Source organism: Sphingomonas taxi, assembly GCF_000764535.1.
Lineage (GTDB): Bacteria > Pseudomonadota > Alphaproteobacteria > Sphingomonadales > Sphingomonadaceae > Sphingomonas > Sphingomonas taxi.
In genome coordinates this window covers 315,910-330,640 of record NZ_CP009571.1, presented here as the reverse complement: position 1 = coordinate 330,640, position 14,731 = coordinate 315,910, and the positions used below count along the sequence as shown (strand labels likewise).

At 62.4% G+C, this 14,731-nt stretch carries 15 protein-coding genes and 3 pseudogenes; 7 read left to right on the top strand and 11 right to left on the bottom strand.

Going from position 1 to position 14,731, the window contains the following annotated elements; all coding sequences use genetic code 11:
* Positions 1-344: 344 nt before the first annotated feature.
* Positions 345-1,322 carry a bifunctional methionine sulfoxide reductase B/A protein gene (locus tag MC45_RS18790; protein ID WP_081974286.1) on the top strand — a complete coding sequence of 326 codons (978 nt, stop codon included), beginning with the start codon at positions 345-347 and terminating at the stop codon, positions 1,320-1,322.
* Between the two features lie 110 nt (positions 1,323-1,432).
* Here MC45_RS18790 and MC45_RS01440 read toward each other — a convergent pair whose 3' ends face one another.
* On the bottom strand, positions 1,433-2,353 hold the full coding sequence (locus MC45_RS01440; protein ID WP_038658638.1) for a VOC family protein: 921 nt from the start codon (positions 2,351-2,353) through the stop codon (positions 1,433-1,435).
* Between the two features lie 80 nt (positions 2,354-2,433).
* Here MC45_RS01440 and MC45_RS19145 point away from each other — a divergent pair, with 80 nt between their 5' ends.
* On the top strand, positions 2,434-2,736 hold the full coding sequence (locus MC45_RS19145) for a hypothetical protein (RefSeq protein ID WP_156143746.1): 303 nt from the start codon (positions 2,434-2,436) through the stop codon (positions 2,734-2,736).
* A gap of 3 nt (positions 2,737-2,739) precedes the next feature.
* Positions 2,740-3,372 (top strand): tyrosine-type recombinase/integrase, encoded by a 633-nt coding sequence (locus MC45_RS01435; protein ID WP_038658636.1) that lies wholly within the window; start codon positions 2,740-2,742, stop codon positions 3,370-3,372.
* A gap of 188 nt (positions 3,373-3,560) precedes the next feature.
* Here MC45_RS01435 and MC45_RS01430 read toward each other — a convergent pair.
* From MC45_RS01430 to MC45_RS01415, 4 genes and pseudogenes are all read right to left on the bottom strand, one after another.
* Positions 3,561-4,238, bottom strand: a pseudogene (locus MC45_RS01430) (SDR family NAD(P)-dependent oxidoreductase).
* Positions 4,239-4,265: 27 nt separating this feature from the next.
* Positions 4,266-4,586 carry a hypothetical protein gene (locus MC45_RS19140; RefSeq protein ID WP_156143745.1) on the bottom strand — a complete coding sequence of 107 codons (321 nt, stop codon included), beginning with the start codon at positions 4,584-4,586 and terminating at the stop codon, positions 4,266-4,268.
* Between the two features lie 7 nt (positions 4,587-4,593).
* Positions 4,594-4,899: a type II toxin-antitoxin system PemK/MazF family toxin gene (locus MC45_RS01420; RefSeq protein ID WP_245640809.1), complete on the bottom strand. Its 306-nt coding sequence runs from the start codon at positions 4,897-4,899 to the stop codon at positions 4,594-4,596.
* A 14-nt stretch (positions 4,900-4,913) separates the two neighbouring features.
* Positions 4,914-5,138: an antitoxin MazE family protein gene (locus MC45_RS01415; RefSeq protein WP_038658627.1), complete on the bottom strand. Its 225-nt coding sequence runs from the start codon at positions 5,136-5,138 to the stop codon at positions 4,914-4,916.
* A gap of 340 nt (positions 5,139-5,478) precedes the next feature.
* Here MC45_RS01415 and MC45_RS01410 point away from each other — a divergent pair.
* Positions 5,479-5,751, top strand: a pseudogene (locus MC45_RS01410) (site-specific integrase); the annotation flags it as partial.
* Positions 5,752-5,791: 40 nt separating this feature from the next.
* On the opposite strand, the pseudogene MC45_RS18785 reads toward MC45_RS01410, so the two are convergent.
* From MC45_RS18785 to MC45_RS01405, 3 genes and pseudogenes are all read right to left on the bottom strand, one after another.
* Positions 5,792-6,280 (bottom strand): annotated as a pseudogene (locus MC45_RS18785) (Ros/MucR family transcriptional regulator).
* Positions 6,281-7,416: 1,136 nt separating this feature from the next.
* Positions 7,417-7,953, bottom strand: coding sequence for a J domain-containing protein (locus MC45_RS18775; RefSeq protein ID WP_081974284.1), 537 nt, complete (start codon positions 7,951-7,953; stop codon positions 7,417-7,419).
* 249 nt (positions 7,954-8,202) lie between these two features.
* The gene (locus MC45_RS01405; RefSeq protein WP_038666180.1) at positions 8,203-8,652 is read right to left on the bottom strand and encodes an Rrf2 family transcriptional regulator; all 450 of its coding nucleotides are present in this window, start codon (positions 8,650-8,652) and stop codon (positions 8,203-8,205) included.
* 103 nt (positions 8,653-8,755) lie between these two features.
* Here MC45_RS01405 and MC45_RS18770 point away from each other — a divergent pair, with 103 nt between their 5' ends.
* The gene (locus MC45_RS18770) at positions 8,756-9,661 is read left to right on the top strand and encodes an NAD(P)/FAD-dependent oxidoreductase (RefSeq protein ID WP_081974283.1); all 906 of its coding nucleotides are present in this window, start codon (positions 8,756-8,758) and stop codon (positions 9,659-9,661) included.
* A 107-nt stretch (positions 9,662-9,768) separates the two neighbouring features.
* Here MC45_RS18770 and MC45_RS01400 read toward each other — a convergent pair whose 3' ends face one another.
* Positions 9,769-10,662, bottom strand: a complete 894-nt coding sequence (locus MC45_RS01400) for a LysR family transcriptional regulator (protein WP_038658624.1) — start codon at positions 10,660-10,662, stop codon at positions 9,769-9,771.
* 101 nt (positions 10,663-10,763) lie between these two features.
* Between MC45_RS01400 and MC45_RS01395 the strand changes: the two genes are divergently transcribed.
* Complete coding sequence (locus MC45_RS01395) at positions 10,764-11,630, top strand: SDR family oxidoreductase (protein ID WP_038658622.1); 867 nt, start codon at positions 10,764-10,766, stop codon at positions 11,628-11,630.
* A 61-nt stretch (positions 11,631-11,691) separates the two neighbouring features.
* Here the strand turns inward: MC45_RS01395 and MC45_RS01390 are convergent, their stop codons facing one another.
* A complete protein-coding gene (locus tag MC45_RS01390; protein ID WP_245640807.1) occupies positions 11,692-12,525 on the bottom strand; it encodes an SDR family oxidoreductase in 834 nt (277 codons plus the stop codon).
* Between MC45_RS01390 and MC45_RS01385 the strand changes: the two genes are divergently transcribed.
* Entirely contained in the window at positions 12,503-13,459 is a 957-nt protein-coding gene (locus MC45_RS01385; protein WP_245640806.1) for an AraC family transcriptional regulator, read from the top strand. The two genes, MC45_RS01390 and MC45_RS01385, sit on opposite strands and share 23 nt — an antisense overlap.
* Before the next feature lie 303 nt (positions 13,460-13,762).
* On the opposite strand, the gene MC45_RS01380 is transcribed toward MC45_RS01385, so the two are convergent.
* Positions 13,763-14,668 carry a peptidase associated/transthyretin-like domain-containing protein gene (locus tag MC45_RS01380; RefSeq protein ID WP_038658617.1) on the bottom strand — a complete coding sequence of 302 codons (906 nt, stop codon included), beginning with the start codon at positions 14,666-14,668 and terminating at the stop codon, positions 13,763-13,765.
* Positions 14,669-14,731: the final 63 nt, after the last annotated feature.

The window sequence follows — 14,731 nt, the reverse complement described above, 5'->3', positions numbered from 1 at the left end:
CGGCTAGTTGGCGGCGGAGAAATTTCCAAAGCAGCAAACTTCGGGAAAGCGACGGGGCTGGGAACGGCCAAGATGGGCCCTGCGGCGGTCAGCTGCTCCGCGGCTTCGCGGACCCAGTTTCGGACGCAGACGCGCCTTCGCACGCTGCCCACCTAAGGACAAAAGACAACCGTTCATGTTCAAAAGACGGTGTCGGCCGAGCATCCCGACAGGACGGGCATGTTTTCGGGAATGAGCCGTCGCCTGAGCGCACGTTCCCGCAGCTTCTTGCTTGGCATTGACGCGGGGCTACGGCCGTACGGCACCTCGACACCGTAGGAACGGCACACCACATCCGTTAGACCATGACCAGCTATGCCAAGACCGATAAGGCCATCGCCGCCCTTACGCCCGAGCAGTTCCGTGTCACTCAGCAGAATGGAACTGAGCGACCTGGCACCGGCCCGCTGCTGAAGAACAAGCAGGCGGGCATCTATGTCGACATCGTCTCAGGCGAGCCGCTGTTCGCCAGCACTGACAAGTATGAGTCCGGCTGCGGATGGCCGAGCTTTACCAAGCCCATCAATGCCGCCAGCGTAACGGCAAAGCGCGACTGGTCGATGCTCATCCCGCGGACGGAAGTGCGCTCCGCGCGGGCCGACAGCCATTTGGGCCACGTCTTCAAGGATGGACCGCGAGACCGTGGTGGCTTGCGCTACTGCATCAACTCGGCCGCGCTCCGCTTCGTGGCACGTGCCGACATGGCCTCGCAGGGTTATGGCGGCTATCTGGATCAGATTGAGGAACCACCTGTGACCACAGAGCGTGCAGTGTTGGCCGGCGGCTGTTTTTGGGGCATGCAGGACCTGATCCGCAAGCTGCCAGGCGTCGTCTCCACGCGCGTCGGTTATGCGGGCGGCGAGTTGCCAAACGCGACATACCGCAACCACGGCAATCACGCCGAGGCGATCGAGATTGTCTTTGACCCCGCCCGCACAAACTTCCGTGCGCTGCTCGAATTCTTCTTTCAGATTCACGATCCGACGACGGTGAACCGGCAGGGCAACGATCGAGGCGCAAGCTACCGCTCGGCGATCTTCTACACCGACGACGTCCAGAAGGGTGTTGCGGAAAATACAATCGCGGACGTCGAGGCGTCGGGGCTCTGGCCGGGTAAGGTCGTCACCGAGCTATCCCCAGCAGGCGATTTCTGGAAGGCCGAGCCGGAACATCAGGATTATCTCGAGCGGAAACCTAACGGATACACGTGTCACTTCGTCCGGCCGAAGTGGAAACTGTCACCGCGTACGCCTGCTGCCGGAAGTGAGATCGCAATCGCTTAAATGCCGGCAGACCAGAGCAAGACTCAACGCGGCGTTGAGGCCCCGATGCGGTCACTCGAACCCCGTTTCCTCGCTCCGCCTTTCTGCCGTTCGTTCAACGTCGCCAGCACCTACCCGATCGGACTCTCGGCCGTGAAGGATGAGCAGCACGGCTTGGTTACAGGCTGGAACTCCATCAGCTCGATCCGCGTGCCGTCGGGGTCGTAGAGGTTGGCCTGCCACTTGCCGTCCAGGCCCATTTGTGGACCGTCGTGACGCGGGCTCAGGCGATCTTCCCGGTGCAGCGTCGTGACGGCGGCCTGCATATTGGGAACGCCCAAGGATAGGTGGTTAAGTACGCCCAGCTGGCGGGCGTCGACCTTGGTCAGCGGCACGTCCGAACCCGGACCGATCATCATGTATTCCAGCCAGTCCCGACCGTCGGGCGTCTGCTGCGACACCCAGTCGACCTTGTCGGGCTCGAATGCGCCATACCAATACGGCCGGAAGCCGAGCAGGCGGCGGTACATCCCGTCCTGCTTGGCCCGGTCGTGGACGGCGTAGCCGACGTGGATGATGCGCCCGCTAATCGCGCCGGGAACGGCGTTGGCGTCAGCGCTCGCAGATTGCACGAACTGGATCCCGTTGCCTTCCGGATCGCGCAGGGCGAACCAACGATCCCCTTCGGGAGAGCGCTGCATCGCGCCGAGGCCAGAGACGCCTGACGCGGCCAGCCAGGCGCGCAGCGTCGCCGCGTCCGTTGTCGCGTAGGCGACGTGCGCCAGCATGCTGGGCCCCTGTCCGGCGGGGGCGGGTAGCACCTCCACGAACTGGCGCGAGCTCAGATAGTAGCGGACGCCGGCCGGGTTCTCTGGGTCCGTGCCCTTCCGGGCGCCCAGCACATGCGTGTAAAAGTGCTCGGACTTTGCCATGTCCCGAGCATAAACAGCCAGGTGCGAGATGCCGGTGATGCCTGGACGCGGACCCGGCGGCGCCTTGGCCCCGAGCAGAGCGGCAGCTGCACAGGCAAGAACTGTGATACGACGGGCCATGGCAGCCTCTCCTCACCCGGCCGCGTTTGGGGCCGTGGCTGGCAGCCTAGGCAGCGATGTAGGCACTGTCACGTGCTCACGTGTTGGTTCTCGTCAATACCGTTGCCGAGGAGTGTGATGCCTTCATCTGCTACGGCGCCGCGTGGGAACAAGAAGCGGTCTCAGTGCCAAACACCGACCCAACACCGCCGCTCTTTGGCCCACATGCGGTCATCGGCAGGTCGCTTTCGGTTCCCCACTTTCGGCCGCTCGGAGACTACGAAGCGCCGCGCGAAACCGGCCGCTCGTTCAGCATCACCGATGGCCGATCAACCACATTTCCGAACCGTCGATTTACCGCGGCTGCGTACGCTCGATTGGCCGATCCGACCCAATGGAGATGATCGATGGGGCACTCGCCGATGGACCCCGCCTTTGACGAACTTCGACCCTGGAATGAGGGCCGGCTTATCGGTGCGAAGCGGGCGCTGAAACAGCAACAGGTCTGGGCCATTCGCTTCTGGCTCGACCAGCATAGACGACTGCGCGACCGAGCATTGTTCGACTTCGCCATCGACAGCAAGCTGCGCGGCTGTGATGTGGTCAGGGTGCGGATCGGCGACGTAGTTTCCGGCGGGCGCGTCCGTGACCGCGCCGTCGTGGTTCAGCAGAAAACCAAAAGACCGGTTCAGTTCGAGCTGATGGACACCGCGAGAAAGACGATGCGGGCTTGGTTGGAGCGACGCGGCGGGACACTGAACAACTTCGTCTTTCCAAGCCGAAACGACTACATGGTTCACATGAGCACGCGCCAATATGCCCGCCTCGTGCACGAGTGGGTGGTCGGCATCGGCCTTCCGACTCAAGATTACGGGACGCACTCGCTTCGGCGCACGAAAGCATCGATTATCTACAAGGCAACTGGCAATCTCCGCGCCGTTCAGATCCTTCTCGGCCATGCCAAAATCGACAGCACGGTCCGATACTTGGGCGTTGATGTGGAGGACGCTTTGGAACTGGCCGAACGCACTGAGGTCTGACCTAGCCCACATTCAGACATTCACAGCTTGTTCTTCGCCGCCCAACTTTGATCATTCTTTCAGCCGCGCGAGACGTACTTCCTTCAGCGTTTTCGGGGGGATCGGCCGATTTCGCTGCCACTGCAGTCGGGCGATGCTGATCGCGCGGTCTAGCCGACCCACGCATCAGGCGCCGCTCGTTTATCTGGCTACACCTGTCGCATGCCTCCATCCACGCAGAGTTCGGCGCCGGTAAAGCTGGCATCGCCGCTGAGGAGGAAGACGGCAGCGGCGGCAACCTCGTCGGCGCGTGCCATGCGCCCAAGCGGAATAGGCTTGATGAGCATCTGCCGCATTTCCTCGGATACCGCAGCCATCATGTCCGTATCTGTCGGGCCCGGCGCGACAACGTTAACGCGGATGCCACGCGGCACGAACTCGGCCGCCTAGCTTCGCGCATAGGATCGCAGTGCCGCCTTGGTCGCTCCATAGGTACTGAACGGCGTCACGCCCATTACGTCGGCAATCGAGCCGATTAACACCACCGATGCTCCGTCACTCATCACGGGCAGCGCCGCCTGAATTCCAAACAGTGCGCCGCGCACGTTGACGGCAAAGTGCCGGTCAAAATGCTCGCCGGTCTCTTCGACTATCGTTGCCGGTTCCGACAATCCGGCGTTCAGCATCAGCGCGTCAATGCGACCATGCAGACGCTTGGCCTCGGCCACCACCCGCTCAAGATCGCCTTGGGTGCGGCAGGCGCACGATCGATGCGACGGACGCCAAATAATAGTCCGTCCGCGCGCGATACCGGAAACGACAGGTTTGGCCGTTTGGCCACGTCTCAGTCGAAGCGCGCCAAATTCCTGATTGTCCGTCGCAGACAACGGAGACGATGCTTCATGAGTTTGATGTCATGAGCATATTCTGGTTCGGGGCAGAACTCGACATAGGGATTGGTGCAGGGTGTTGTGGGCAACGCACTCGAACAGGTTGATACCGTCATAGGCGTTAACGACATGGGCGAAGCTGTCCGCCAGATGGTGGATCGGCGATCCCGCCACGTTCTGGTCCCTCATTCGATGAACGTGCCGGTGGATACCGAGCAGCAGGTCCGTCCGCATGTAGCTGTTCAGGAGCAGCAGCGAATGGGCGGGTGAAACCGGAACCGCGAAGCCCATCCTGTCCTCAGAAGGAAAGAGGCCATTCTGCGGGGCAGCCGCATTTTTTGCCATCGTCGGATCAGGCGATGGCGAAGAAGACGGCAAGCGCTCGCGTGACCGCCAGCATGGTTTCGGCATCGAGGTGGCCGATCGTCGCCCCGATCTTGTCGCGCTTCACCGACATGGCCTTGTCCACCATGACCTGCGACCGCTTGCGCAAGCCGTTGGCCGGTGTCGGGTCGATCGTCGTGCGGATGAGGGGCGCGTCCACCAGCGTACCCGACACCAGCAGCACCGTGACGGTGCCGGTCTGTTCGAACTGGTCCGACTGGATGATGAGGGCTGGTCGCGGCTTGCCGAAATCACCGGGCAGCGCGATCGTCACCAGGTCCCCCCGGTTCACGCCTCGCCCTCGGGGTCGAGATCGATCAGGGCTGCATCCATGAAGGCGTCCAGATCATGGTCCGCCACGTCGGCCGCCGCGACCACGAGCGCCTGTCGCCGGCATTCCTCCGCGAACCCCGGTCGTCGGGTATCGGGAACCCATATCTGGATGGGGCGCAGACCGGCCGCGCGCAGGGCGTCGCGACGCTTCTGGACTCGTTGTGTCACTGGTGCCGGCACCGGGGTTACTCCAATCCAATCCGTTACATGTAACATAGGCCATGCCAACGGTCGCCGCAAGGAAAACGCCGGTTGTCTTGTGATCCGCGAACCACCTCGGCGGACGCCGTGTTGACTCCAGAAAAGTCAAGCCGGAAATCAGCGCGCGGTTGGGTGTTTCCTCACGATTTTTAGGTATCGCGTGCGGATGGATCAATATTGTGCGTCCGTCGCACTGATTGTACGCTGTGTCTCAACGAATGTGCGCCTGCCGCACCCATCCGTCTTACCCAATGCGAGCCGGAAACCACCCTTTATTGCAGTTCCGGGCGATCATCATTGCAAGCTGATACATCTATAGGGGCTGCGCGATGCCGCGCTGCTGTCGCTCGGCTATGATGCGGGCTTGCGGGTCAGCGAGTTGGTCGTGGTCGAGGAGGAGCGGATCGATCCGCATGACGACGGCTCGGCGCTGCTCTTCATCGCCTCGTCGAAGACCGATCAGGAGGGGCAAGGCGCCTGGGCGTGGCTGTCGCCCGACACCATGCACCGGTTCGGCGCGTGGCTCGAGGCGAGCGAGATCCGCAGCGGCCCGATCTTCCGGCGGGTCGGGATCGATCGCAGGCGCGCGCGCGGCGGTCCCGCTGATGGCGTATGACGCCAGCCGAGAAGATTCAGTCGTTCGTCTCTGCTGCCTTGCCCTTGCGTGTAGGCTTGGCATCGCCCTTCGCTGCAATCGTCTGGCCAGGCTTACGTCCCAGCCCGATCGTCTTTGCCATGGCGCTGCGGCTCTCACTGTAGGCCGGCGCGACCATAGGTTAGTCAGCCTTAAGGCCGTAGCGTGTCCGGTATTCGTCTGGTGTCATGCCGTTGGTGGCAAGATGGCGACGCAGCGTCTTGTAAGGCTTACCATCGATCATCGAAATAATGTGATTACGTGAAGCCAGTGACTTTCGCACCGACATTGCTGGGGTGTATTCTTGCGTCGGGCCTGCGGCTTTGTTAGAGGACAGGCCTAGGACGGTATCGTGCATACGCTGCAAGAACGAAGGTGCGTCATCAGCGTTGACCCGATTGTTTGAATTGCTCAACCACGCGACGGTCAGTTCCGTTGCAAGTTCGACGGTGCTCAGCCCCGTGTCGAAATCATCTTGGTCAGCCATGTTGTGCTCCCTTGGCGGTGATGAGATTTGGATATTAAGTTTGCCAAAGGAGACAAGCGCTAATCAATAATGTGCTATCATTATCGGATCGGGCCACAATTCGCCACGCCGCGACATTCGTAGGTTGAAAAGCCATCCGCAAAAGCGCCCGCTCCGCTGTTGTCCGACAACGGTCGTATGCCCATCTTAAATAACGTCGCACGAATATCTCGATCGGGATTACAACGAGAGCAATTAGCAGGAGGGTAACACCTTTGCTCAAGCCGTAAGCCGCACCAGCGATGCCGCCCAACCCGGCGAGCATATAGAGTCCGAAGCGAAACGTTTTGACATGTCCTGCAGTAAGCCGCTGGAGCGGCCTACGCCAAGATCCGCTAACGTCTTTCGCAGGCCCGAAGCGGCCCTTCCGCTTTCGCCCACAAGACGCCGTTCGGGTGCGCTTCGCCGCGGTCCGGAAGTGGTCATTCGTTCATCCGGGTTCGCCGCTGCCTTCGGGCCGCGCCTACCAGGCTAGATTTCCCTTTTGTTCTAGACCCTGCTGAATCATAGAAAGGTCATGCCGATCCGCCCAGAAAACCGCTAGCTCTACCCGATCGACTGGGACCAGCTTTCGGCCAACATCCGCTTCCGGCGTGCAGGCGCCCGCTGTGAGCATTGCGGGCGGCCGCACTTGCGGAAGGTGGCGCATCTCGGCGATGGGCGCTGGTGGGACGTCGAGGGAGGCCAATGGCGCACCGGTCGTGGCAGGCCAGTGACGCTTAAGGGTTACGTCGCGCTAACTACCGTCCGGGTCACGAAGGTCGTGCTGGCTTGCGCACACCTTGATTATGACCCCAGCAACAGCGCGCCCGGCAATCTTAAAGCGCTGTGCCAGCGCTGCCACCTGCTCCACGATGCCGCGGAACATCGATGGCAGCGATGGTGGAACAGGTTCCGGCCACGTGCCTGCCGCGACCTTTACGAAGATCCCCGCATCACCCGTAGGAGCCTAGGCTTTCGATAAAGCGGCATTACCCATATTCAGACGTCCTCGCCCCCTTCCGAGCTTCCCAACTTCGGTCGCTCGTTCATCTCCGCGTCACGACCGCTTTTGGTGCCTAACCCTGCAAACTCGAATGTCGCGGTCTGGCGATAGTTTAGGAAGCAGGCTGTCCAAGTCCGAGTTTTGTGCCCGATGAGTTGCGGACGGCTTTTGTAGGAGGCTCAGGCACGGGATGAGCGGTGACGCTACGTCGAACCGTAGGTGCCAATCCGGATTCCTCGTTCCATAGAACCAGGATTGTAGCGATCGGTGCGGCGGTAAGGATCAGCAGGAAAAGGCCCATCAGCCATTCGTTGGTCTCTAGCGGCTGCGAGAAGCTACCGCTGGGCTGCATTGACGGGCTAGGTCGCATCGGGCGTCTGCCGGCTTTCCTGGGGTGAAACGGGCGGTCCGCCGTCGCTCGGTGGGCAAACGGCCTGATCTGCGACCGATCATAAGCGGCGCGTGCTTCCTTCTTTCCCAAAACGGAATACGCCTCGTTGATCTCTTTCGCACGAGCAGAAACATCCACACCATGATGGGCATCGGGGTGATATTGACGGAGCAGCGCTTTCCACGCGGCATGGATAGTGTCGCGACTTGCCGTCGAGGGCACCCCTAAAACAGAGTAATAGTCGGGTGATAGAGCCATCTAGCCGTTACTTGCGGCCAAAACAGGAAAAAGAAAAGTCCGCCTAGCGCATGATCATAACCGGCCATCTCGGAGAACCGGAGGGCGGCTTTACGCACTTACAGTCAGATGACTGCCATTCCAATCCGCAACTTCCTGCTTTCGACGACACCATCCGCCCCAGCGTTGACCCACATGCGGTCATTTAGCCGTCCCTCTCAGCATCCCAACACCGGACATTGGTTCAGGGCCTTGCGGATGAGAACGTCGTTATTCCGCGACGCCCTCGGGGCATAATCCCGCCATCCGACGATCGAAATCCATCGCAATGTCAGCTAGCGTTACTTCGCTTAATTGCCGCAGCAGCACAGCCTCCGCTTGCTGCAGCGCGTCCTCCAGCGATCCGTTGACCGCTTGTTCTACAAGGCAATCAGGCGTGGGATTGGCCGGGCCGAGCGCGAAAATCCGATTTTCTCCAAGCGCCCGGTGAACATCCAGCATCGTGATGCTCTCGAGCCTGTGCGTTAGAGACCACCCCCCTCCGTGGCCTTTGACTGAGCTGACATACCCGGCCTCACGCAAGCCAGCCATTGTCCTGCGGACTACCACCGGATTGGTATTCAGCATGACCGCAGCTGCTTCTGACGTCAGCGGTCCCTCGGCTCGTGCCATGTGGATCAGCAGGTGCAGCATTCTAGATAAGCGCGCGTCCAAGGATATCGACCTCCATACCATCCTTTGTAGCCTATCACGCCACTTTCACTGTTGCAAAATTCTCGCTGCCAATTCATGTAACACGAGTAGTGTCGTGAAAGGTAATGGCGTGTACGATGTGATCATAATTGGTGGCAGCTTCGCGGGCCTGTCGGCTGCCCTACAGCTGGCACGTGCAAGGCAGAACGTGCTGGTGATTGACGCCGGGCTGCCGCGAAATCGTTTTACGGACGAAGCGCACGGCTTTTTAGGGCAGGACGGACGCGCGCCTGCAGCAATCATGCGCGACGCTCGCCATCAGCTTTGTCGCTACTCGACTGCCGAAATCCAGTCTGGCCAGGTCGTGGATGCCCGATCCGTCACTGGTGGCTACAGCCTTAGGCTTGCATCGGGCGGAGAGCGTCTTGCCCGGCGGCTTGTTCTGGCTACCGGGGTGGCGGACGAACTACCGGCCCTTCCGGGGATCCAAGAGCGCTGGGGTTCGACCGTGCTTCACTGTCCTTATTGCCATGGCTATGAGGTTCGCAACGAGCCTCTCGGGGTACTCGCAGCGCATCCGATGTCACCGCATCAGGCGCTGCTTATTCCTGACTGGGGGCCGACGACGTACTTCACACAAGGCGAGTACGATCCTGACCCCGCCGACATGCTCGCTTTCGAGGTGCGCGGCGTAACGGTAGAGCGGACACCGGTCGTCGAGTTGCTAGGTGACGCACCGGCGCTGGACGGTGTCCGTCTGGCTGACGGGCGGATCGTAAAGGTAGCGGCGTTGTTCACTGCCCCCCGGACAAAACCGGCAACGCCGATAGCTAAGCTTTTAGGCTGTGAACACGAAGAGGGTCCGACCGGACCCTACGTCAGGGTCGACCCATGGGGTGCGACCTCGGTGCCCGGCATATGGGCCGCCGGTGACTCTGCTGCTCCCATGCACAATGCTACCCTTGCGTCAGCCGCTGGAGTTCTTGCCGGTATTGGCGCCCATCAAGCCGGAGTTCGATCGGCAACGGGTAGATGATGTTGGGCGATGAAACCCACATCCTGCCATTCGTAGCCAGGCAGGCGCTGCCCGAAAGCCGTCGCGTTCGTTCAAGTCACGCCTCGTGACAGGCTAGCTGCTGAAGGTCAGCAGCGATCATCCAGATAGGCGGCGAGTTCCTCGGCCGTCCCATTCGGAAAGGATTGCCGCAGGAACTCCAAGAATGCCGACACCCTGGCGTTGAGCAGGCGTCGCGAGGGGTAGAGTGCCCATAGCGCGACGCGCGAGGCCGGGACATCACCCCACGCAATCAGACGCCCTCCTGCGATGTCCCGGCTGACCAGCGAGAGGGGCAAGCGTGCCACGCCAGCACCAAGACGCACTGCATCCCGGATCATCACCAGCGAGGACAATCGGAGCAACGGATCGATCGCCATTGTGCGTTGCCCATCCGCGGTGGCGATCATCCAGCTGCTCTCGAAGTCGCGGTCGCGCACTACGGCAGGAAAGATGCCGCCTGTCAGCGGCGATAGGTCAGGTGCAGCAACGACGACCAGTCGGTCGTGGAGGAAGGGCCGGCCCACCAGCGCATCTTCCGCTGCCGGGTTCACCCGGATGACGAGATCATAGCCCTCCTCGATCATGTCGACCGCGCGATCGTCGGTCGTGACCTCCAGCCGAACATCGGGATGGCGCTGCGCGAACCCGGCCGCCAGCCGCCCCATCGCGGTCTGGGAGAAGAGAAGCGGTGCGCTGATCCTTAGGCGTCCACAGACCGCTGTGCTGCCCGATGCGATCTCGACCGTCGTCTCCTCAAGCTCGGCGAGCAGAGCGCCTGCCCTTTCGGCCAGCGCCCGCCCCTCCTCGGTCAGCTTGAGGTCGCGCTTGCCGCGCTCAAACAGGCGCAGGTCGAGCGCGGCCTCCAGCTCCGACACGCGGCGCGACAGCGTCGCCTTAGGCCTGCGCGCGGCGCGCGCGGCCTTGCCGAAGCCACCATGGCGGGCGACGAGCGTAAAATCGGCAAGCGCGAGCAGGTCCATATCGTTTCACCCATGAGACGGCGTGTCCAGATCGCGCGTCTATTTGCCTGAAGATGGATCACGCATCTTGCTCCGGTCAGCAAGACCCAAGGAGAAGCCACATGACCATCCTCGTAATCGGCGCCACCGGACGCGTCGGCCGCCATGTCGTCGAACAGCTCGTCGCTCGCGACGCTTCTGTCCGCGTCCTCACCCGTGACCCTACCAAGGCGGCGTTTCCGGCTGGCGTCGATGTTGCCAAGGGCGATCTGCTCGACATCGACTCCCTGCGCGGGGCCTTTGTCGGCGTAAGGACGCTGTTCCTACTCAACGCGGTGACCGGTGACGAATTTACCCAAGCGATCGTCACGCTAAACGTCGCGCGAGAGGCCGGTGTCGATCGCGTCGTCTATCTGTCGGTGTTCGATGCTGACTGCGCCGTCAACGTACCCCACTTCGCGGTGAAATCGGGTGCCGAGCGGATGCTCGAGGCGATGAACTTCGGCGCCACTATTTTGCGTCCGACCTATTTCATCGACAACGAGGCGATGGTGAAGGACGTCATCCTTCAGCACGGCGTCTATCCGATGCCGATCGGCGGCAAGGGCGTGGCCATGGTCGATGCGCGCGACATCGCCGAGGTCGCCGCGATCGAGCTGATCCGGCGCGATCGCGCAACCGGCAGGCTTCCGATCGACACGATCAATGTGGTCGGTCCGGAGACGCTGACCGGCGAGGACGTGGCAGCGATATGGTCCGAAGTCCTCGGCCGCCCCGTTCGTTATGGCGGCGACGATCCCAGCGGCTTCGAACAGAATATGGCGACGTTTATGCCACGCTGGATGGCCTATGAGATGCGGCTGATGGCCGAGCGCTACGTCAGCGACGGGATGATCCCGGAGGCCGGCGACCGCGAGCGCATGGCTAGCCTGCTTGGTCGGGCCCTGCATGGCTATCGCGAGACGGCAGTGCGGCTGGCTTCCGCCTAATGTTCGGGCTGTGGCCCGGTGTCCGGCGGGTCGGTACCCGCCGGCCGCCGGGTTTCACACGTCAGGCGGCGTCCGCCATCCAGGCAATCGCATCGGCGCCGGCGGGTATCTTAAGCGGTGCGGACGGGTTGGTCGCGGCCTCGAACACGGCAGCTGCAACGTCTTCGGCATAGGTGACCGGCCCTGTGTCCTCCTGGAACTGTTTGATCATGCCCTCGATCATCGGCTTGTAATCGGGATCGTCGAAACCGCGCAGGTGCGGTCTCGCATTCGCGCCGAACTGCGTCGTCGGGGAGCGGCCGGGCAGCACGATATGGACGCGTACGCCGAACGGCTGCATCTCAACCGCCAGGCTTTCGGTGAGCGCATTCACTGCGGCCTTGCTGGCGCGATAGGTGCTGACCAGCGGCAGCGGCTTCAGCGTAGCGGTCGAGGTCACGTTGATGATCACGCCCGATCGGCGCTCGCGGAAAGCCGGAAGGACCGCCTGCATCATCGCAAGCGTGCCAAGCGTATTAGTCTCGAAGAGTTGGCGCGCCGTCTCAAACTCGATGAGTTCGATCGGGACCGCGGCGCCGAAACCGGCATTGTTGACCAGCACGTCTACCGGCCCCGCCTGCGCAACCGCGCTGGCGATGCTGTCGCGGTCGGTGACGTCGAGCGACAGGATGGTGAGCCAGTCCGACGACGGCAGCAGGCCGGGGTCAGGCGTGCGCATCGTCGCGATGACGCTCCAGCCGCGGTCGAGAAACAGATTTGCGGTTTCGAGACCAAAGCCCGAGGAACAGCCGGTAATGAGGACGCTGGGCATGTCTTGCTCCGTTGACGAGTGGGGGGAGCGCCGAAGATGGTTTCCAGGATCAAGACTGGCTATGGTCGACAATCCCGACTTCATTGGCGATCGTCCTGATATGACCATTGATCCGCTTGCCGAGATCGTGACCCTGCTGCGGCCCTCCGCGAGCTTCTCGAAACTGGTCGAATATGCCGGTCGTTGGCGCATCCGCCGCGACGTCGAGGGCAAGCCCGTCTATTTCGCCGTGCTGGAAGGCGAATGCCGGGTGGTGAACGCCGGCCAAGCCTCGATCGTTGTGCGGGCCGGCGACTTCGTGCTGCTGCCGGCTACTGGCGATCGGGCCATAGACGGCATCGAGAGCATGGACCCACCGCCGGACGGCGCCGTGATGACCCCGACAGACATCGGTGAGGGCCGGTTCCGCATCGGACAGGTGGATCAGCCCGTCAATCTGCGCATGCAGGTCGGCATCTGCAGTTTCGCATCACCCGACGCCGCTCTGCTCCTGTCGCTGCTGCCCGCAATGGTGGTGGCACGCGGCGAGCCGCGGCTGGCCACGTTGATGGATCTGGTCGGGGACGAGACCCGTAAGGCAAGGCCTGGACGCGAATTGGTGCTGGAACGCCTGCTCGAGGTCCTCCTGATCGAGGCGTTGCGCTGCGGCTCCGGTCCCGCCGCCATGCCAAGCCTCGCCCGGGGCATGTCCGACGAACGACTGGTTGCGGCGTTGCGAGTCATGCATGCACGCCCCGCGCATCCGTGGACGGTCTCGGACTTGGCGGCCGAAGCGGCCATGTCCCGCTCCGCCTTTTTCGCACGCTTCACCAGCACGATCGGCATACCGCCGATCGAGTATCTGCTTACCTGGCGGATGGCGTTGGCGAAGCGCCTGTTACGGACACGCGATCTCGCGATCGGTCAGATCGCTGCCCAAGTCGGCTATGGATCGGCCAGCACGTTCAGCACAGCCTTCACCCGGCACGTCGGCATGCCGCCCATGCGCTTTACGCGAGTATCGGACACGGCCCAATGACGAATGAGTGGCACAGCCCTGTGGGGCGAACGACCACAAGTGGACATTCAGAGCAATCGATCCGCTTTCCAACTTTGGACGCTTGTTCATCCTTACAAATGATCAGCTTGCCGCCCCCTAATCCACACTGAACGTCGCGATCTGGTCTTGCACGGTCCGGCCGCTTTGGAGCAAACGAAGGTTGGTTCAGGATGTCTGCCGCCAAACGGTTGCCGATCATCTCAAACATATACATCATTGGGGGGCGCCGGCTCTGCGCCAGCAAGGCGTGACAAACATAGGGCGCACGCCGTGGCGAGCAAGTCAGCGTGCCAAACCGATCGTGGCAGTACCGATGTACCCCGCCGCGATGTTTCCGGTGAGCGTCGGCGTCTGCTGTGCGATTTGGGCCGTGCTGTTGTCACCGAAGACGTTGTCGCTCGACAGCGAGATCTGCGCGAAATTGCGGGCGCTCGACGGATAGGTCGCGGTATCGGCATAGACGGTCGAGCAAGCGGCGGCGGGCATCGCCAGCTGCCCGACCAGGGAGGCGTAGCGGCCGCTGGTCGCGGTGGCGAGCGAGGAGAACACCTCGACGTGGATGTGCGGCCATCGTCCCGAATAGCATCCGGGGAAGATCAGCGTGAACGTCACCTGCCCGTTGGCGTCGGTCACCTGAATGCCGCGCAGATAGCTTTCCGCCGCGGCGGTATAGAGCGAATAGAGCCCGTTGCGATCGCAGCACCAGATGTAGACGGCATAGCCGGCCAGCGCGGCACAGCTGCTGTTCACGTCGACGACGGTCAGCGTCAGCTTCAACTGCACACCGGTGGCGGTCGTCGTGCTGGTGCCGAGGAAGCTGGACCGGATATCGCTGCGTACGATGCCGCTCGCCGTCAGCGCGTTGGACGTCGAGCCGCTCGACGTATTGGTGCCGTCGGCCGGATAGGGCCCGTTCGTTTCGCTGGCATCCTTGACGCAGGTACCGGTCGTGGCGCTCGGCGTGGGTGTGGCCGTCGTCGCCGTCGGCGTAGGCGTCGGGGTCGTGCCGGTCACCACCGCGACGCTCGCCGACGAGGCATCGCTGCCGTTCCCGCCGCAGCCGGCGACGAGGGCGGCGGTGCCGGCGCCGGCGAACCAGCGCAGCGCGCGACGACGCCCGATCATCGCCTCCATCAGCGGCATGTCCTCTGCCAGGCTGTGGCCGTGATCGTCGTGATGCTGGGTCATATAGGCTCCGCAAGGATTGATGGCCTTGCATCGAGCCCCGGCGTCACCGGCGTATGTCAGCCG